The sequence below is a fragment of the Duganella sp. Root1480D1 genome (genome assembly GCF_001427305.1).
Lineage (GTDB): Bacteria > Pseudomonadota > Gammaproteobacteria > Burkholderiales > Burkholderiaceae_D > Rugamonas.
Genome location: NZ_LMFZ01000003.1, coordinates 123947 through 141238 on the forward strand (window position 1 = coordinate 123947; position 17292 = coordinate 141238).

A 17292-nucleotide genomic window follows, 5' to 3' on the forward strand; every position below is an offset into this window, starting at 1 on the left:
GCTCCCCAGGGCCGATACAGGCAATCGGGCAACGGGCGCACCATGGCAGCATCCATCAGCAGGAGGACATTGCCATGGTCAGCAAGGAGAAAATGAACCCCGTCGCGCCCGGCAGCCTGAAAGCGCGCGCACCCGGAGTGGAGCCGGGCAACGAGCAGCGCGGCAGCGGTACCCGGCAGCCCGGTACCACCGGCGCAGGTGAGCGCGGCGGCCTGGCCAGCCAGCAAACCGGCTGGGCAGCGCGTCAATCGGCGCAACGGATGCGCCAACGTACCGAGGGTGGCGCCAGCATGCAGCAGGACCAGCACGCCGGCTCGCAAGAGTCGGCGACCGGCCCTGCAGGCAAGCGTCAGACCGACGAAGCGCGGCCCAAGCTGTCACGGGCGCGCGAATTGGACAAGTAGATATTGTCTTTCGCCAGTGCCTGCTTGGTGCTGACTGCATCGGCCCATTCGCGCGTGGTCGTCACGGCCGCAAAATTGGAGTGGAACACCACGCTGAAGATGCGATGGATTTCTTCGGCCGTCGCGCGGCCTGCCGCGTTTTCATACGGCAGCGAGCCGGTAGCGTCGGACAGGTATTCCACCGCCAGCCCCATATGCGCCGCTTCGATGATGGTGGAAGCATTGCAGTTGTGGGTCATATAGCCGGCGATGGAAAGCGTGTCGATCCCATTATCGGCCAGCCATTGGGCCAGGCCAGTGCCGGTGAAGCTGCTGGCCATTTTCTTGTTGACGACATAGTCGGCGCCCAGCGCAGCCACTTCAGGATGCAGTTGCCAGCCATCCGAACCGACTGCAAACACAGGCGCGCCGGCCGGCGTGTCGTGCTGCACCACCACCACGGGTACGCCGCTTTCGCGTGCCACCTTCATGGCCTGGACTATATTCGGCAGCGATTGCTCGACCGGCGGGTATTCGATCGGCAGCTTGCCGGTGAAATATTCGTTTTGTACGTCGATCACGATCAGGGCGCGGCGTGGCATGGTGTTTCCTCCATTTGGGTTGTTGATGGAAGAGATTTTGCGCCCGGCGCCGGAATCGCAACAGTGGCCCAAGAGACAATGTGCGATATAATCGGGCCATGCGTAAAAAAGTGGCCATTATTGCCTTCGACGGCATCACCCCGTTCCACCTGTCGGTGCCGTGCCTGGTGTTCGGCGGGCCTCATGCCGCGCATTTGTACGATGTGACGGTCTGCGCCGCCGAAAAGGGACCCATGCGCACCACGGCGGGCTTCGAAATCGCTACCAGCAAAAGCCTGCGTGCCCTGGATGGGGCAGACATCGTCATCATGCCGACCTGGCACGACGACTGCCGGCCGTCGCCGCCCGTCCTGTTGCAGGCGCTGCGGCGGGCCCACGCGCGCGGCTCAACCATCGTCGGCCTGTGCCTGGGCGCGTTCCCGGTGGCGGAAGCGGGCCTGGTCGATGGCCGCACGGTCGCCACGCATTGGGCGTTTGCCGCCCAGTTGGCAGAACGCTGCCCGCAGGTGAAGGTCGATGAGGAAGTCCTGTATGTGGATGAAGGCGACGTGCTGACGTCGGCCGGTGCGGCAGCGAGCCTGGACTGCTCGCTCTACCTGCTGCGCAAGCTGCAGGGCGCCGATTACGCGAACATGGTGGCGCGCCGCCTGCTGGTGGCGCCGCACCGTGAAGGAGGGCAGGCGCAATTCATCAACCGCCCGGTACCGGTCACCGCCAGCGATAGCCGCCTGGCGCAAGTGCTGGACTGGGTACAGTACCGCCTGGCGGAAGAACACAGCCTGGATGCGCTGGCGGAACGTGCCGCCATGAGCCGCCGCAATTTCACCCGCCATTTCCGGCAAGCCACCGGCACCTCGTTCAAGCAATGGCTGCTGAACCAGCGCCTGGCCCATGCCCAGCGCATGCTGGAAACCAGCGACGCATCGATCGAAGCGGTGGCGCAGGCGGCCGGCTTTGGCAGCGCGCTATCGTTAAGGCAGCACTTCCGTGCCGCCTTCCATAGCTCGCCCTCGGCTTACCGCAAGCTATTTGACGCCTGACATATCGGGCAGGGTATGCGCAATGCCCTTGTGGCAGTCGATGCAGGTCTTCTCGCCGCTGGCAAGCTGGGTCGAGTGGGCGTCCACCGCGCGCTTGCTCTGGCGCGTGAAGTCCATCGAATCGAACTGGTGGCAGTTGCGGCATTCGAGCGAATTGTTCGCCTTCATCCTTCGCCACTCATTGCCCGCCAACTGGATGCGGTGCGCCTCGAATTTTTCGCGGGTGTCGATGGTGCCGAACACCTTGCCCCACACTTCCTTGGAAGCCTGCATCTTGCGGGCGATCTTGCTGGTCCACTCGTGCGGAACGTGGCAATCGGAGCACTTGGCGCGCACCCCGGTGCGGTTGGCGAAGTGGATGGTGCGCTGCAATTCCGGATAGACGTTGTCGCGCATTTCATGGCAGCCGGTACAGAATTTTTCCGTGTTGGTGGCTTCCATGGCGGTGTTGAAGCCGCCCCAGAACACCACGCCAGCGACGAAGGAACCGATCACCAGGAAGCCCAGGCTAAGGTGCATGCTTGGGCGGCGCAGGACGTTCCAGTAGTTTTTAATCAACTTGAACATGACGTCACCCTTTATTTATGCTTGGCCGGCGCGGCCGGCGCCTGGTTCAGCATCGTGTCGACGTCCTTGAACTGGTTGGGCACCAGCGGCTCAAGGTTCGCTTGCGGCACGTGGCATTGCAGGCAGAAATAGCGGCGTGGCGACAGCTCGGCGAGGAAATTGCCGTCACGGTTCTGGAAGTGCGTCACGCTGATCATCGGCGCCTGGCTTTCCTGGGTGCGGGTACGGGCGTGGCACATCATGCAGCGGTTGGCGCTCTTGTCGGTCTGGTACCCCTCGATCTTGTGCGGGATGACCGGCGGTTGCATGGAGTAATTGCGCACGCGCCGGATATCGCTGTTATCCGGATTGACCATCGGTGCCGGCTTGGTGGTTTCGGCCAGCGGCGTCGGGCCGCGCATATTGTCGAGGGCGCGCGGGGCCGGCGTTTGGGCGAACAGCGACAGCGGCAGCAGGAAAGCGAGAAGGAATGCAAGTTTTTTCATGGCCATGGCTCCTAGACCTTGCGGATGCTGACAGCGCACTTCTTGAAGTCAGTCTGCAAAGAGATTGGGCAGGTAGCGTCCAGCGTCACCTTGTTCACAAGCTGGCTGGCGTCAAAGAACGGAATGAAGACCAGTCCGCGCGGCGGCCGGTTACGGCCGCGCGTCTCAACGCGGGTCTGGATCAGGCCGCGCCGCGACTTGACCTCGATCAGGTCGCCGCGCCGCGCGCCTAGCTCCTTGGCGTCTTCCGGATGCATGAAGCAGACCGCATTCGGCACGGCGCGGTACAACTCGGGCACGCGGCGCGTCATGGTACCGGTGTGCCAGTGCTCCAGCATGCGGCCGGTGGACAGCCAGAACGGGTATTCCTTGTCCGGCGACTCGGCCGGTTTTTCGTAAGGCAGCGCAAAGATCACCGCCTTGCCATCCGGATGGCCGTAGAAGCGCACGTCTTCGCCTTTCTTGACGTAGGGATCCAGGCCTTCACGGTAGCGCCAGCGGGTTTCCTTGCCATCCACCACGGGCCAGCGCAGGCCGCGCGCTTCGTGGTACATGTCGAATGGCGCCAGGTCGTGGCCGTGGCCGCGGCCGAAGCTCGCATATTCCTCGAACAGGCCTTTTTGCGGGTAGAAGCCGAAAGCCTTGGCTTCATCGTTCTGGTAACCCGCTTCGACCTGCGAGACAGGGAACTTGTCGACCTGGCCGTTGCGGTACAGGACATCGAACAGCGTCTTGCCCTTGTAGGCCGGCATGGCAGCCAGCAGCGGGGCCGGCCACACTTCTTCCATCTTGAAGCGCTTGGAGAATTCCATGAGCTGCCACAGATCGGAACGTGCATCGCCCGGCGCGCTCACCAATTGGTGCCAGAACTGCGTGCGGCGTTCCGCGTTGCCGTAAGCGCCTTCCTTTTCCACCCACATGGCGGTCGGCAGGATCACGTCGGCCGCGGTGGTGCTGGCGGTAGGATAGGGATCGGAAACCACGACGAAGGCGTCCGGGTTGCGCCAGCCGGGCAGGATCTCGCCCATCACGTTCGGGCCGGCCTGCATATTGTTGTTGCACATGACCCAATAAGCATTCAGCTTGCCGTCCTTGAGCATGCGGCTTTGCAGGACCGCGTGGAAGCCAGGCTTGTCAGGAATGGTCTCCGGCGGCAGCTTCCAGATTTTCTCCGCGATCTCGCGGTGCTTGGGATTGGCCACCAGCATATCGGCCGGAAGGCGGTGCGAGAAAGTGCCGACTTCGCGTGCGGTGCCGCAGGCGGAAGGCTGGCCGGTCAGCGAGAAGGGGCTATTGCCTGGCGAGGAGATCTTGCCCGTCAACAGGTGGATGTTGTACAGCAGGTTGCTGCACCAGGTGCCGCGCGTATGCTGGTTGAAGCCCATGGTGAAGAAGGAGGTCACCTTGGTCTTGGGATCGGCATACAGCTCCGCCAGGCGCTCCAGGCGGTCGCGCGGTACGCCGCTCAGCTTCGATACGGATTCCACGTCGTAGGCGCTGACGAACTTCGCGAATTCTTCGAACGTGCTTGGCTTGCCGCCGCCGACATCGCCGGCATTGGCGGCGGCCTTTTGCAGCGGATGTTCGGGGCGCAGGCCGTAGCCAATGTCCTTGTTGCCCATCACGAAGCGCGTGTGCTTGTTGACGAAATCCTTGTTCACGCGGTTGTTCTTGATGATGTAGTTGGCGATGTAGTTCAGGATCGCCAGGTCGGTCTGCGGTGTGAAAATGATAGGCTGGTCGGCCAGCTCGAAGCTGCGGTGCTCGTAGGTCGACAGCACGGCCACTTTCACGTTCGGGTTCGACAGACGGCGGTCGGTGATGCGGGTCCACAGGATCGGGTGCATCTCCGCCATATTGGAGCCCCACAGCACGAAGGCATCGGCCACCTCAATATCGTCGTAGCAGCCCATCGGCTCGTCCATGCCGAAAGTGCGCATGAAACCTGCTACGGCGGAAGCCATGCAGTGGCGTGCATTCGGGTCGAGGTTGTTGGTGCGGAAGCCTGCCTTCATCAGCTTGGAGGCTGCGTAGCCTTCCCAGATGGTCCATTGGCCGGAGCCGAACATGCCGACCGCGTTCGGGCCTTTTTCGTTCAGCACTTTCTTGAACTGCCTGGCCATTTCATCGAAGGCTGCATTCCACGACACTGGCTGGAATTCGCCATCCTTGGCATATTTGCCGTTCTTCATGCGCATCAGGGGCGTGGTCAGGCGGTCGGCGCCGTACATGATCTTCGACAGGAAGTAGCCCTTGACGCAGTTGACGCCGCGATTGACTTCGGCGTTGATGTCGCCATGCGTTGCCACCACGCGCCCGTCCTTGACGCCGACGTTGACGCCGCAGCCCACGCCGCAGAAGCGGCACGGAGCCTTGCTCCATTTGAGCTGGGTCTTGGTGGCGTCGGTGACGACGTTGGAGGCGGCGGCAGGCAACTGGATGCCGGCGGTGGCGGCTGCCGTCATTGCGGCAGTCTGTGTGATGAAATCACGGCGAGTTTGTTTCATTGTAGTTCCTCGTCCATTGAGTTGGCGGGTTCGGCATGCTGGTAAACCAGGGCGACATTGAGGACGCCGGGCAGGGCCCGGATGGCGTCCATCGCGTCGAGTGTGCGGGGCGCGCTTTCCGCTTCGAGCGTGACGATCAGTCGACCGTCCGCTTCAGCGGCATGCACGATGCAGCGGGGAAGGATGGCTAGCTGGGCACGAACCTGCGCAACTTGTGCGGGAGTGACGTGGACGATGATGCCGGCGATGTGGATTTCGGCGGCCATGATCATGCACCTGGCAGGCGACCGGTGAGCAACTGGTACATCCAGACGATGAATCCATAGCCGCCTACCGTTGCAACCGCGAGGACCGGGGCAAGGAGCACCGTCATGAACAGGAAGACCTTCAATTCTTGCGCCTTGCTGGCGACTGGTTCTTTGTTTTCCATTTGTTCACCATTTTACGGAGAAAGGTGCTTCATAAAATTAGCGCAGGTTAAGCGCTTTGCCTGACACAAAACTATTTGCCTTCCCGGCGCCGCGAGGCGAGTTCAATCACCAACCCGCCGGCGCCGGCAGCAACCGGTCCGGTCTGTCCTTCCAGGTCTCCCGCTTGCGCGGTGGCGCTGCCGTTCGTCGAGATGCGTGCGCCTACAATCAATTGCCCCGCGTCGGACAGCTGCGTGCCGGCTGCCAGTGCGTTGCTGTCGTCCAGCGCAAACTGCAGCGGCAAAGCGCCAACCTCCCGTTTGATGGCGGCCAGTGGCATCGGAGATCCGTTGGCGGCACGGGCATAGATGAACAGCGTCTGGCCGGGCGCCGGCGCCGCGCTGCCGGGCGCAAGACGGATGGTGCCGGACAGGCGCGCGGATGGCGCAGTGGCCGGGATACCCTGGCGCGCCCGTGCTTCGGCGATGCCCGCTTGCGTCGAGCGGGCAAATTCAGAATCTGCGGGAACCAGCGGCAGCACGGCGTGCCATTGTTTCTCAGCGCGGGCAAAGTCGCCGCGGGCAAAGGCAGCGCTGCCTGACAGGGCAAGCGCTTTCGCTTGTTGCGGATCGATGGCCAGGGCGCGTTCGACCAGGCGTTCCGGCTCGCCCGCCAAGGCACCGTCCTGGGCGGTGGCCAGGGCATCGGCGTAGTCGGCCAGCACGCCCGCGTCCTGCGGCAAAAGCGTTGCCAGGTGGCCGTAGGCCTTGGCCGCATCGGCATAGCGGTTCATGGCGCTGTACGAGCGCGCCAGCATATGCCAGCCTTCGACATCGTCGGGTTGCCTGCGCAGGCGTTCGGCCAGGCGTTCAACCATGGCGGGAATGTCTTCTTCCGACGGCCCGTGGTCGGTGGGCGTGGCTGCTGCGGCCAGCAGTTCCGGTGGCATGGCCAGCGCGTCCGGCCGGCCGACCTGCATGTAAAGCGCGACGGCCGCTGCGGGCAGCAGCACGGTAAGCAGCAAAGCAAGCCGCGTCTGCGGCAGCCCGCCTGCTGGTGCCGCATGGCCTGGGCTGGGCGTGCGGCGCAGCAGCGGCGGCACAACGCAGGCAAGGGCGAGGGCGGACATGATGCCGATAATGGCGATGAACAAATTCATTGCTTGACCTTCCAGAATCCGCGCAGCGCCAGGACACCGGCCGCGAGCAGCAGCAGGGGCCCGAACCAGAGCAGGGCGGTGCTGGCGTTCAGCGGCGGCTCATATAGAACGAAGTCGCCATAGCGCTGCACCATGAAGTCCACCACCTGCTGTTCGCTGCGGCCCTGGGACAATTGCTGGTGGATCTGCTGGCGCAGGTCGAGCGCCAATGGCGCATGCGAGTCGGCCAGGCTCTGGTTCTGGCATACCAGGCAGCGCAGCTCGCCGGCGAGTGCCATGGTGCGTGCGTCCAGCGAAGTAGCTCTTGTGACGTCAGCCATTGGCCAGCTCCTTCACCATGCGGGCAACGCGCTCGCGAGCTTCAGGCGCGGACAGCGGGCCGATATGCTTCATGCGGATGATGCCGTGGCGGTCGATGACAAAAGTCTCAGGCACGCCGTAGACGCCGAAATCAATGCCGATGCGGCCGTCATGGTCGAACGCGATCTGGCGATACGGGTTGCCGTTGTTTTGCAGCCAGCGCAGGGCATCGTCGCGCTGGTCCTTGTAATTCAAGCCAATGACTGGCGCGTCGACGGCGCGCGACAGGTCCAACAAGTCCTTATGCTCGATGCGGCAGCCTTCGCACCAGGAAGCCCAGACGTTCAGTATCCACACGCGGCCCTGCATCCTGGCCGGCGACACCGTGTCGGCGGGATTGTCCAGCAGCTGGGCAGAGAATTGCGGCACCGGTTTGCCGATCAGGGGCGATGGCAGTTCGCGCGGATTGCGCTGCAAACCGACGCCCAGGAACGCAAGCAATACCGCGAATAGCGCAACTGGAAGGATGAAGCGTTTCATTGGGGTTCCTGCAGCAGGGAGGCAACGGCCAGCGCGGGCACCGCCGCTGCGGCCGCCGGCACGGCTTCACGCGTTGCGCGATAGCGGCGGTCGGATGCTGCCAGCAGGCCGCCGATGGCAAACAGCACACATCCGCCCCAGATCCAGCCGACAAAAGGCTTGAGCTGGACGCGCAGCAGCCAGCGGCCGTCGCCGGTCGAATCGCCGAGCGACACGTACAGGTCGCGCAGCAGGCCACGATCGATCGCGGCTTCGGTCATGGTGTCCTGCGCCACCGTATAGCGGCGCTGCTCCGGATAAAGAAGCGCCAGGGTCTGGCCCTCGCGCGCAACGCTTACGCTGGCGCGCAGCGCCGTGTAGTTCGGGCCGCGCGTATCTTCCAGTTTCTGCAAGGTGAAGCTGTATTGGCCAAGCGACGCTTTTTGTCCTGGCGCCAGCACTATGTCCTGAACCAGTTCGTGCCCCTTGACCATGGTGACGCCGATCACGAACACGCCCAGGCCGGCGTGTGCCGCGAGCATGCCCCACCATGAACGCGGCTGGCGTGCCAGCTTGCCGCGCTGCTGCAACAGTTGCCAGCCGCTGCCGAGCAGGATCCAGGCCGCCAGCAAGAGGCCGAGCGAAGACATTGCAGACCCGTGCATCAGCAGCGCCGCGCCGATGCCCAAGCCAAGCGCAATGGAAGCAGGCCAGCGCAGACGGCGTACCAACTGGGCCAGCGTGCCATTGCGCCAGCCCGCGAACGGGCCGGCAGCGACCAGCAACAGTACCGGCAGCATCATCGGCACAAAGACTTTTTCAAAGTAGGGCGGGCCAACGGAGATCTTGCCCGCGCCAAGCGCATCCAGCACCAGCGGGTATAGCGTGCCAAGCAGCACTGTGCCCGTCGCGGCCAGCATCACCACGTTCTGCAACAGCAGCAGCGACTCGCGCGACAGCGGCGAGAACACGGTACGCTGGCGCAGGCGCGGCGCGCGCCACGCGTACAGCAGCAGCGAGCCGCCGACCACCACCGCCAGGTAGGCCAGGATAAAAGCGCCGCGGCGCGGATCGGTGGCAAAGGCGTGCACGGAGGTCAGCACACCCGAGCGCACCAGGAAGGTGCCCAGCAGCGACAGCGAGAACGCCAGGATCGCCAGCAGGGCCGTCCAGCTTCGGAAAATGCCGCGCTTTTCCGTCACTATCAGCGAATGCAGCAGCGCCGTGCCGACCAGCCAAGGCATGAAGGAAGCATTTTCCACCGCATCCCAGAACCACCAGCCGCCCCAGCCCAACTCGTAATAGGCCCAGAAGCTGCCCATCGCGATGCCAAGCGTCAGGAAGCTCCACGCAGCCAGCGCCCATGGCCGCGACCAGCGCGCCCACGAGGCATCAAGCCGGCCGCCCAGCAGGGCAGCAATGGCGAAAGCAAAGGTCACCGAAAAACCGACGTAGCCCATGTACAGCAAGGGCGGGTGCGCGATCATGCCGGCATCCTGCAGCAGTGGATTCAGGTCGTTGCCGTCCGGCGCCGCGGGCAGCATGCGCAGGAATGGATTGGAAGTCAGGATCAGGAACAGCAGGAAGCCGACCGCCACCAGGCCAAGCACCCCGACCAGGCGCGCCTGCATCTCGCGCGGCAGTTGCTGCGACAGGCTGGCAGCGGCAAAGGTCCATGCCGACAGAAGCCAGGTCCACAGCAGCAGCGAACCCTCATGACCGCCCCAGGCAGCGCTCAGGCGGTATTGCCACGGCAGCAGGGAATTGGAATGCTGCGCCACATAGCGCAGCGAAAAATCGTTGGCGTACAGTGCATAGAACAGGCAGCCGAAAGCGATCGAGCTGAAAATGAATTGTCCCGCCGCCGCTGGCCGCGCCAGCGCCATCCAGCGCACGTCGCTGCGCAGTGCACCGGCCAGCGGCATGAAGCCCTGGACTGCGGCCAGCAGCAAGGCCAGCACCAGCGCGAAATTGCCTGCTTCCGCAATCATGGCAAGCCTTTCAGGGAAGCCGGCGCGCGTCCTTGTTCCAGCGCATGGGCCGCTTCCTTCGGCATATAGTTTTCATCGTGCTTGGCCAGCACTTCCTGCGCCAGGAACAGTGCGCCCTGGCCCAGTCGGCCTTGCGCCACGGCGCCTTTGCCTTCCTTGAACAGGTCGGGCAAGGTGCCCTGGTAATGCACCGGCACTTTCTGCACATTGTCGGTGATGACGAAGCTGACGGTCAGGCCGTCGTTCAGACGCCGCACGCTGCCTTGTTCCACCAGGCCGCCAATGCGGAAGATGCCGTTGCGCGGCGCTGCCCCGGCTACCACTTGCGAGGGAGTGAAGAAGAACACCAGGTTGTCGCGGAAAGCTGACAGTACCAATGTCGCTGCGATGCCGCATGCAGCCAGGCTGGCGCCGATCAGGGCAAGGCGTTGATGGCGCGGCTTCATGCTGCACCTTCGTCGTCGTGATTGTCGACGCTGGCTTGCGCCTGGCGTTCGTGCTGTCCAAGCAGCCGCACCTCGAGCATCATCAGCCCGAAAACCGCACCAAACGAGCCCCACACATAGGAAGCGTAACCACCCATGGCAAGGAAATCCTGCAAACTATGCCAATTCATTTCGTCCTCCGGCGCAGCCATGCGGCGCTGCCGTGCCTTTCCAGCACGATGCAGCGTGCGCGGCGCAGCGCGACTGCAATCCCGTAACACCAGAACGCTGCCACCATCAACAGCATTGCAGCCAGCATGGCAGGCGCCATGCGAGGAGCGTTGCCTAAGGTGACGGACGGCCCCTGGTGCAGGGTGTTCCACCAATAAACCGAGAAATAGATGATCGGGATGTTCACCGCGCCCACCAGGGCCAGTACCGCAGCGGCGCGGTCGGCGCGGCGCGGGTCGGCAATGGAAGCGTGCAGGCCCATGTAGCCCAGGTAGAGGAACAGCAGGATCAGTTCCGACGTCAGGCGCGCATCCCACACCCACCAGGCGCCCCAGGTCGGCTTGCCCCACAAGGCGCCAGTCCACAGCGCGAGGAAGGTGAACAGGGCGCCGGTGGGCGCCAGCGCGCTGGCCATGATGGAAGAAACCCCGGTGTGGTAGGCCAGCCCAAAGCCGGCCCATCCCGCCATCGCCATGTAGATCAGCATCGACATCCATGCCGCAGGCACGTGGACGAAGATGATGCGGTAAGCGTCGCCTTGCTGGAAGTCGGTTGGCGCGAACAGCAGGCCGATCGCCAGGCCGGCCAGCCCCGTGAGCACGCCGAGCGCGGTGAACCACGGGATCAGGCGGCCGGCTAAATAATAGAAATTGCGGGGGGAGGCAAAAGTGAATACCGTGAGCCGGCGCCGTGCGCCGTTTGCGGTGGAATAATACGGTTGATCCATAAGCTCAACTCCGTCCTACTCGTGTGCAATCCGCAGCGCTGCAGCTGTAGCCCATGGCGAAGCAGCCAGCGACCCGGCCAACAGGGCTCCCAGCAACATCAGGTGGGGCGCACTGCCGGTACCATCACTGGCGGCTACAACGGCGGAACTACCAAGAATTAATAAGGGAATATACAGGGGCATCAATATCAGTGCAATAAGTACGCTGCCTCCCCGTGCTCCCAACGCCAGGCCAGCGCCGATGCTGCCCAGGAGGCTCAGGACCGGGGTGCCAAGCAGCAGGCCAAACCACAGCACGCCCATCGCTTCGGCATCGAGGCCGTACTGCAGTGCGACCAGCGGCGCCAGTACCAGCAGGGGCAGGCCGGCGGTCAGCCAGTGCGCCAGCACCTTTGCCAGCACCAGTATTTCCAGCGGCTGCGGCGACAGCAGGAGTTGCTCCAGCGAGCCATCGGCATGGTCGTCGGCGAACAGGCGTTGCAGGCCAAGCAGCGATGCCAGCAAGGCCGCCACCCACACAATGCCGGGTGCAACGCTGCGCAGCAATTTGGTGTCAGGCCCGATCGCCAGCGGAAACAGCGTGGTCGTGACAAGGAAGAAAGCCAACGGCATCAAGGCGTCGCTGCGCCGTCGCAAGGCCAGCAACAGGTCGCGCTGCATCAATTGGCGGGCCGCTTTCAGCATGGGGCTCCCAGTTGCAAGTGGCGCGCGCCCGGCAGCGCAGGGTCCTGGTGTGTGGTCAGCACCAGCATGCCCCCGCGCGCGCAATGCGCCTGCAGGATCTGTCCGACCTGGGCGGCCGCAGCCTGGTCCAGCGCTGCCAGCGGTTCATCGAGTATCCATAAGGGGCGGGAAGGCGGCAGCAGCAAGCGGGCCAGGGCCACTCGCTTGCGCTGGCCCTGCGACAGCAGGCGCACCGGGCGCCCGGCTTCCGCCTTCAGCCCGATTTCTTCCAGCGCCTGCAAGGCTTGATCACGGCTGCATCGTTCACCGGGCAAACCGCCCAGCGCCAGGTTTTCCCACGCCAGCAAGTCAGGCTTCAAGCCGTCTGCATGGCCAATGTGGAGCAGTTGCGAATGGAACTGGGCGCGTGTGGCGAGGATAGGCTTGCCTTGCCAATGCACGGTGCCGCGGTCCGGCAGCGCGAGCCCGCAAAGCGAACGCAGAAGGGTGGTCTTGCCGCTGCCGTTGCGGCCCTGCACCCAGAGCGCTTCGCCGGCTTGCAGCGCAAAGCTGACGCCCGCGAACAAGGTGCTGCGGCCGCGCCGGCAAGTGAGCTGTTGACAGGTCAATCCCATGAATCCCCTCATCGAAGTGGCCATCATCCTATCACCCGTATGTTCGCTTGCCAGGGCCAAATTGGCAAATCTATAATCTAGATCATGTATGCCCGAAATTTTTTACGCGTCCTGGTTTTTTCCCAGTTTGCTGTATCCATCCCATTGTTTGCCGCCGAAAGCGAGGAGCCGAAACGCCGCAGCATCGCTGCGCATGTGGCGCCGCAAGCGCTTGCGCTGCAGCTTGACGGCCGCCTCGATGAGGCGGCCTGGGAACACGCGCCCGTCAACACGCGCTTCTACCAGTTCCAGCCGGAAGATGGACGCGACGCGCCGGAACATTTGCGCACCACGGTACGCGTGCTGGTGGACCAGGACGCCCTGGTGTTCGGCATCCGTGCCTGGAATGGCGGCCCGAAGACCCTGAACGGCACCCTGGCGCGGCGCGACAAGGTGGACCGCGACCAGGATTTCATCGGCATCTGGATTGATCCGAGTGGCCATGGCCGCTCGGCGCAATTCGTGCGGATCAATGTGGCGGGCGTCATGAGCGACGGCATCTATCGCGCCGACGAAGACGAAGAAGACCTGGGACCTGACTACCCGGTGGAGAGTGCAGTCCACCTGCTGGACGATGGCTACACGATGGAAGTGCGCTGGCCGTTATCGAGCCTGCGCTTTCCGTATGGCGAAGGCAAGCCGTGGCGCCTGATGGTAGAGCGCAGCGTGCCGCACGAAGACAATATGCTGTTGCTAAGCGTTCCGCTGAAAAAAGAGTCGCTGCACTTCATCGCGGAGATGGAGGAGATCGAAGGCATGGCGCAAGTGCTGCCGGCGGTGCAGGACAAAGCCTTCCTGGAATTGCGTCCCGAACTCACGCAGCGCTTCAATCGCGGCTACGGCCAGCGCAGCAATGAGACCAGCCTTGGCCTGGACATCAGCGCCCGCCCGCGTGCCGACTGGGTTTTCAACGCCACGCTGAATCCCGACTTCTCGCAAGTGGAGATCGACGCCCCCACCAGCAACGGCACCAGCCGCATTGCCCTGAGCCTGCCGGAGAAACGTGGCTTCTTTCTTGAAAGTGCAGATGTGCTGGGCATGCGCCTGCCGGCCTTCTACTCACGCACTGTAGCCGATCCGCGCTGGGGCGTGCGCGCCACCTGGCGCGGCGCCGATGCCGATGCAACCGCCTTGGCGCTGGACGACCGCGCCGGCGGCATCGTCATGCGCGGCAGCCCGTATGAAACGCAGGAACATGCCAGCGCCGGCAACAGCAAGGTGACGCTGCTGCGATCCCGGCGCCATGGCGAACAAGCGGTGAGCGGAGTATTCCTGTCCGACCGCGATTATGGCGACGGCGCCCGCAATACCGTGCTTGGGACGGACGGACAGTGGCGTGCCCCGGCCAATGGCGATGGCCACATCCAGCTTGCGTGGGCCGCCATGGCCTCACGCACCACCGCCCAATTCGATCGCGAAGGCCGTGCCCTGGCCAGCGAAGCGCGCGACAGCGCCTATGGCTACGGCAGGTTGAATTACAGCTCCGACGACTGGCTGAATATCGCGCAGCTTGAGGTGATCGGCGGCAGGTTCGCCAACGATAACGGTTTCGTGCCGCAGGCAGGCATCGTCAAGGGCGACGTTGAAATCAACCGCCGCACCGGCGCGCGCAAGCTGGCGCTGTTCGAAGCCTACGAAACCGAACTGCACCTCGGCCTGCACGAAATCCGCACGCTGGCGCACGAAACCGTGCAGCGCTGGATCCGGCCCGGCATCTGGTTCTACGCCGGCCGCCAGACCCGCTTCTGGGCGGACCTTGGCTTCGACCGACAGCGCGGGCGCACCGGCGCCAGGCTGCACAAGACGCCGGCGGCGCACATGGGCATTGAAAGCACGCCATCTTCCTGGTTCGTGAAGCTGAAAGGCGAACTGACGTTGGGCCGCCAGTTCGACGTCGAAGCAGACCAGGCAGGCAAGGGCGGCAACCTGGAGCTGGAAGCGAACCTGCGCTTCCCGCTTGCCGGCGGATGGAGCCTGGAGTCGGACCACCGCTGGAACCGCTCCTGGGTCAAGCACCGCAAGCTGCAGGATTTCAGCGACACCGGTTGGCGCTGGGTCGGCACATTGCACGCTACGCCACGCGACGCGCTGCGCATGATCGTGCAGAACACTTCATCGGAACGGCAAGACTTGCCGCCGCAAATGCTGGAGCCATGGAGCGAGCGATACCGCCATCGCTCGCTGCTATACAAGCGCACCACGCGCCACGACCGCATCGTCTCCCTCGGCGCCACCACGGACGCCAACGGCGCCTTGCCGGGCTCCAGCAAGGGCGTGACGCTCAAGGTCCAGTGGGGAATCTAAATTCGGGGTCAGGTCTGTCATTCGGACATCGATGCCGCACTTTTGCGCCAGATCAAAGCCCGACGTTTCTTGCGGAGGGCGCAATTGGGCAGTGTGGCATTTTCGCGCGTATTGAGAAAGATCAAAGGTCAGGCCTGCGTGTCCAAATGACAGACCTGACCCCGACTTTACGACTTTAGAAGCTGCGGGTCAGGCTGACCGAGAGGGTGCGGCCGCGGCCGGCGAAGTGCGAGACCGGGTCTTTGTAGCTGACCGATTGCGGGTAGTAGCCGATGTATTGGCGGTCGGCCACGTTTTCGATACCCACGCCCAGCTTGCCCCATGGCGTGTCGTAGCTGCCGGCCAGGTCCACCAGGGTGTAGCCGTTGAAGTGCTCTTCCAGGTTGGTGGTGCCAACGGTGCGGCCGATATTGATATCGCGGTCGAACAGGGTGGTCGCCTGCAGGCGCACGGTCGCTTTCGGCATGAGTTGCCAGTTGGTGCCGGCCACCAGCTTGCCCGGGCCTTGCGAGCGGGCGCCCAGTTCGACGTCCATCGGCGCCCCGGCAGCAGTGGCGGTCTTGCCCATGGTGCGGGCGAACGAGCCGAAGGCCGACAGCGTTTTCGTGGCGCGCAGTTCACCGGAAATTTCCCAGCCGCGCACGGTGGTCGGCACCCGGTCCAACTGGCCAATGCCGGCGGAATTGACGCGCAGCGCGGTGCCCAGCTTGGAACGCGAATCGTAGAACGAGGCGCCCAGGCTGCCCTTGGCGCCGCGCCAGTTCACCCCGATCTCGTTGTTGCGCGTGATGACCGGTTCCATGTCGAACAGTTGGTCGACCGATTGGCCGGCCTTGTTCACGGCGCGCAGCACCAGGCCAACGTCCGGCAGGCCAAAGCCTTCAGCGCTGGAGACGAAAGCCGACCAGTTCTGGTTGAAGCGCCACACGGCGCCGATGTTCTTCACGTTCTTGGTGAAGGAGCGTTCGCCGCCTTGCACCAGGCGATTGCCGTAGGCGGCCAGGGTTGTGTAGGTGCCGACATTCAGCTTGGCGTCTTCATGGCGGATGCCGCCACGCACGGTCAGCGGGCCGATTTCGTATTCGAGCTGGGTGAAAGGGGCCAGCGAGGTGAAGTCGAGGGTTGGCACCCAGGTACGGCCGGTGCCGGCCAGCCATTGTTTGGTGCGGTCGCGCAGGTAGTCCAAGCCGGCCGTGAACTCCAGGCCGTTGACCAGGGTGTTCGGGCGCACGTAGGTCATTTTGGCGCCGTATTTGTCGGCCACGACTTCGGACTGGTCGTACAACGTGCCTTTCGGTGCAATCGCCACGTCCTGGAAGGTGGACGTATTGGTTGCGCCATACAGCGAGGCGAAGTCCTGCTTGAAGACCTGGGCGTTGAAACTGCCGCCCAGCAGGTCGTTGTGGCGGTATTCCAGGCTGCTGGTTTCCACCTTGTTGCGTGGCGGCGCGCCCGGGGGCGTGCCCGGCGTTGCGCTGGTCGGGGTGCCGGTGGTGAAGTCGGCATTGACCGGTTTGTAGTCGCCATCGCCTTCCATGCGGAAGCGGTTGATGGTCAGTTGCAGGCGCTGGTCGCCAAAATTCTTGCCGATCTTGAAGAACAGGTCGGTGCCTTCGGAATCCATGGTGTCACCTTGCACGGCCTCGATGCCGAGCGGGCGGCCCTTGCCGTCGTAGCCCAGGCCGCGCTGCTGGATGCTGCCGAATGCGACCAGGTCGAAGTCGCCCGACTTGTGCTGCAGGGTGTAGCCGGTCTTCCAGTCCAGGCTGTCGTGCCGCAGTTGGGACGACAGGCGCACATTGACCGACTGGGTGGTGCCTTCCGCTTTCGGCGATTTGGTGATGTAGTTGACGATGCCGCCGGTGGCGCCCATGCCCTGCATGGCGGAGGCGCCGTTGATCACTTCCACGCGTTCGATGATGGCGGTGTCGGCTACATAGCCTTCACGCATGCCGCCGCGCAGTGGGTTGGTTTGCGGGACGCCGTCCAGCAGGATCAGGGTATTGCGCCCGCGCAGCGATTCGCCGGTGGAGCTCATTTTCTGGCGGCTTGGGGCGTAGCCGGGGATGTAGGTGGCCAGCGCGGCGGAAGGATCGTCGGCCAGCAGGTATTGGGCTTCCAGTTCCTTTTGCGAAATCACGGTGACGGCGCCCGGGATCTTGTCGACGCTCTTGCTGTTGCGGGTTGCCGTTACGACCACTTCCTTCATCGGCTCCTCGGCGCTTTGTGCCAGTGCTGCGCTCCCGGACAGGGTGAGGCAGGCCAGTGCTACGGCACGGGTGAGGGGATTCAGCGCGGTCATACA

General features: G+C 63.9%; 19 protein-coding genes. 3 read left to right on the top strand and 16 right to left on the bottom strand.

The window, feature by feature from the left end; translation table 11 throughout:
• The first annotated feature begins 92 nt into the window (after positions 1-92).
• A complete protein-coding gene (locus ASD58_RS05200) occupies positions 93-404 on the top strand; it encodes a hypothetical protein (RefSeq protein WP_156401168.1) in 312 nt (103 codons plus the stop codon).
• Here ASD58_RS05200 and ASD58_RS05205 read toward each other — a convergent pair.
• Positions 350-985 carry a cysteine hydrolase family protein gene (locus ASD58_RS05205; RefSeq protein WP_057260042.1) on the bottom strand — a complete coding sequence of 212 codons (636 nt, stop codon included), beginning with the start codon at positions 983-985 and terminating at the stop codon, positions 350-352. The genes ASD58_RS05200 and ASD58_RS05205 overlap by 55 nt on opposite strands.
• A gap of 98 nt (positions 986-1083) precedes the next feature.
• Here ASD58_RS05205 and ASD58_RS05210 point away from each other — a divergent pair, with 98 nt between their 5' ends.
• Positions 1084-2025, top strand: coding sequence for a GlxA family transcriptional regulator (locus tag ASD58_RS05210; protein ID WP_057260043.1), 942 nt, complete (start codon positions 1084-1086; stop codon positions 2023-2025).
• Here ASD58_RS05210 and ASD58_RS05215 read toward each other — a convergent pair.
• The 14 genes from ASD58_RS05215 to ccmA all read right to left on the bottom strand — a co-directional run bounded on the left by ASD58_RS05215 (position 2011) and on the right by ccmA (position 12644).
• A complete protein-coding gene (locus tag ASD58_RS05215; RefSeq protein WP_057260044.1) occupies positions 2011-2592 on the bottom strand; it encodes a cytochrome c3 family protein in 582 nt (193 codons plus the stop codon). The genes ASD58_RS05210 and ASD58_RS05215 overlap by 15 nt on opposite strands.
• A gap of 11 nt (positions 2593-2603) precedes the next feature.
• On the bottom strand, positions 2604-3083 hold the full coding sequence (locus tag ASD58_RS05220) for a nitrate reductase cytochrome c-type subunit (protein WP_057260045.1): 480 nt from the start codon (positions 3081-3083) through the stop codon (positions 2604-2606).
• Positions 3084-3088: 5 nt separating this feature from the next.
• Positions 3089-5584: a periplasmic nitrate reductase subunit alpha gene (gene napA / locus ASD58_RS05225; RefSeq protein WP_057260046.1), complete on the bottom strand. Its 2496-nt coding sequence runs from the start codon at positions 5582-5584 to the stop codon at positions 3089-3091.
• Positions 5581-5850, bottom strand: coding sequence for a chaperone NapD (locus ASD58_RS05230; RefSeq protein WP_162252986.1), 270 nt, complete (start codon positions 5848-5850; stop codon positions 5581-5583). Before ASD58_RS05230 ends, napA begins: the two co-directional genes overlap by 4 nt.
• Positions 5851-5852: 2 nt before the next feature.
• Entirely contained in the window at positions 5853-6014 is a 162-nt protein-coding gene (locus ASD58_RS30395; RefSeq protein ID WP_082565240.1) for a periplasmic nitrate reductase, NapE protein, read from the bottom strand.
• A gap of 71 nt (positions 6015-6085) precedes the next feature.
• A complete protein-coding gene (locus ASD58_RS05235) occupies positions 6086-7153 on the bottom strand; it encodes a hypothetical protein (protein WP_057260048.1) in 1068 nt (355 codons plus the stop codon).
• Positions 7150-7473 (bottom strand): cytochrome c-type biogenesis protein, encoded by a 324-nt coding sequence (locus tag ASD58_RS05240; protein WP_057260049.1) that lies wholly within the window; start codon positions 7471-7473, stop codon positions 7150-7152. Before ASD58_RS05240 ends, ASD58_RS05235 begins: the two co-directional genes overlap by 4 nt.
• Positions 7466-7993, bottom strand: a complete 528-nt coding sequence (locus tag ASD58_RS05245) for a DsbE family thiol:disulfide interchange protein (protein ID WP_057260050.1) — start codon at positions 7991-7993, stop codon at positions 7466-7468. The genes ASD58_RS05240 and ASD58_RS05245 overlap by 8 nt, the downstream gene beginning before the upstream one ends.
• Positions 7990-9963, bottom strand: a complete 1974-nt coding sequence (locus ASD58_RS05250) for a heme lyase CcmF/NrfE family subunit (protein ID WP_057260051.1) — start codon at positions 9961-9963, stop codon at positions 7990-7992. The genes ASD58_RS05245 and ASD58_RS05250 overlap by 4 nt, the downstream gene beginning before the upstream one ends.
• Positions 9960-10409, bottom strand: a complete 450-nt coding sequence (gene ccmE, locus ASD58_RS05255) for a cytochrome c maturation protein CcmE (RefSeq protein ID WP_057260052.1) — start codon at positions 10407-10409, stop codon at positions 9960-9962. The genes ASD58_RS05250 and ccmE overlap by 4 nt, the downstream gene beginning before the upstream one ends.
• Complete coding sequence (gene ccmD, locus ASD58_RS05260; RefSeq protein WP_082565249.1) at positions 10406-10579, bottom strand: heme exporter protein CcmD; 174 nt, start codon at positions 10577-10579, stop codon at positions 10406-10408. The genes ccmE and ccmD overlap by 4 nt, the downstream gene beginning before the upstream one ends.
• Positions 10576-11346 (bottom strand): heme ABC transporter permease CcmC, encoded by a 771-nt coding sequence (ccmC, locus tag ASD58_RS05265; RefSeq protein ID WP_057260054.1) that lies wholly within the window; start codon positions 11344-11346, stop codon positions 10576-10578. The genes ccmD and ccmC overlap by 4 nt, the downstream gene beginning before the upstream one ends.
• A 15-nt stretch (positions 11347-11361) precedes the next feature.
• Positions 11362-12030, bottom strand: a complete 669-nt coding sequence (gene ccmB, locus ASD58_RS05270; protein ID WP_057260055.1) for a heme exporter protein CcmB — start codon at positions 12028-12030, stop codon at positions 11362-11364.
• On the bottom strand, positions 12024-12644 hold the full coding sequence (ccmA, locus tag ASD58_RS05275) for a cytochrome c biogenesis heme-transporting ATPase CcmA (RefSeq protein ID WP_229209899.1): 621 nt from the start codon (positions 12642-12644) through the stop codon (positions 12024-12026). The genes ccmB and ccmA overlap by 7 nt, the downstream gene beginning before the upstream one ends.
• 144 nt (positions 12645-12788) lie before the next feature.
• Here ccmA and ASD58_RS05280 point away from each other — a divergent pair, with 144 nt between their 5' ends.
• Positions 12789-14987, top strand: coding sequence for a carbohydrate binding family 9 domain-containing protein (locus tag ASD58_RS05280; RefSeq protein ID WP_156401169.1), 2199 nt, complete (start codon positions 12789-12791; stop codon positions 14985-14987).
• A gap of 175 nt (positions 14988-15162) precedes the next feature.
• Here the strand turns inward: ASD58_RS05280 and ASD58_RS05285 are convergent, their stop codons facing one another.
• Positions 15163-17289 (bottom strand): TonB-dependent receptor, encoded by a 2127-nt coding sequence (locus tag ASD58_RS05285; RefSeq protein WP_229209900.1) that lies wholly within the window; start codon positions 17287-17289, stop codon positions 15163-15165.
• Positions 17290-17292: the final 3 nt, after the last annotated feature.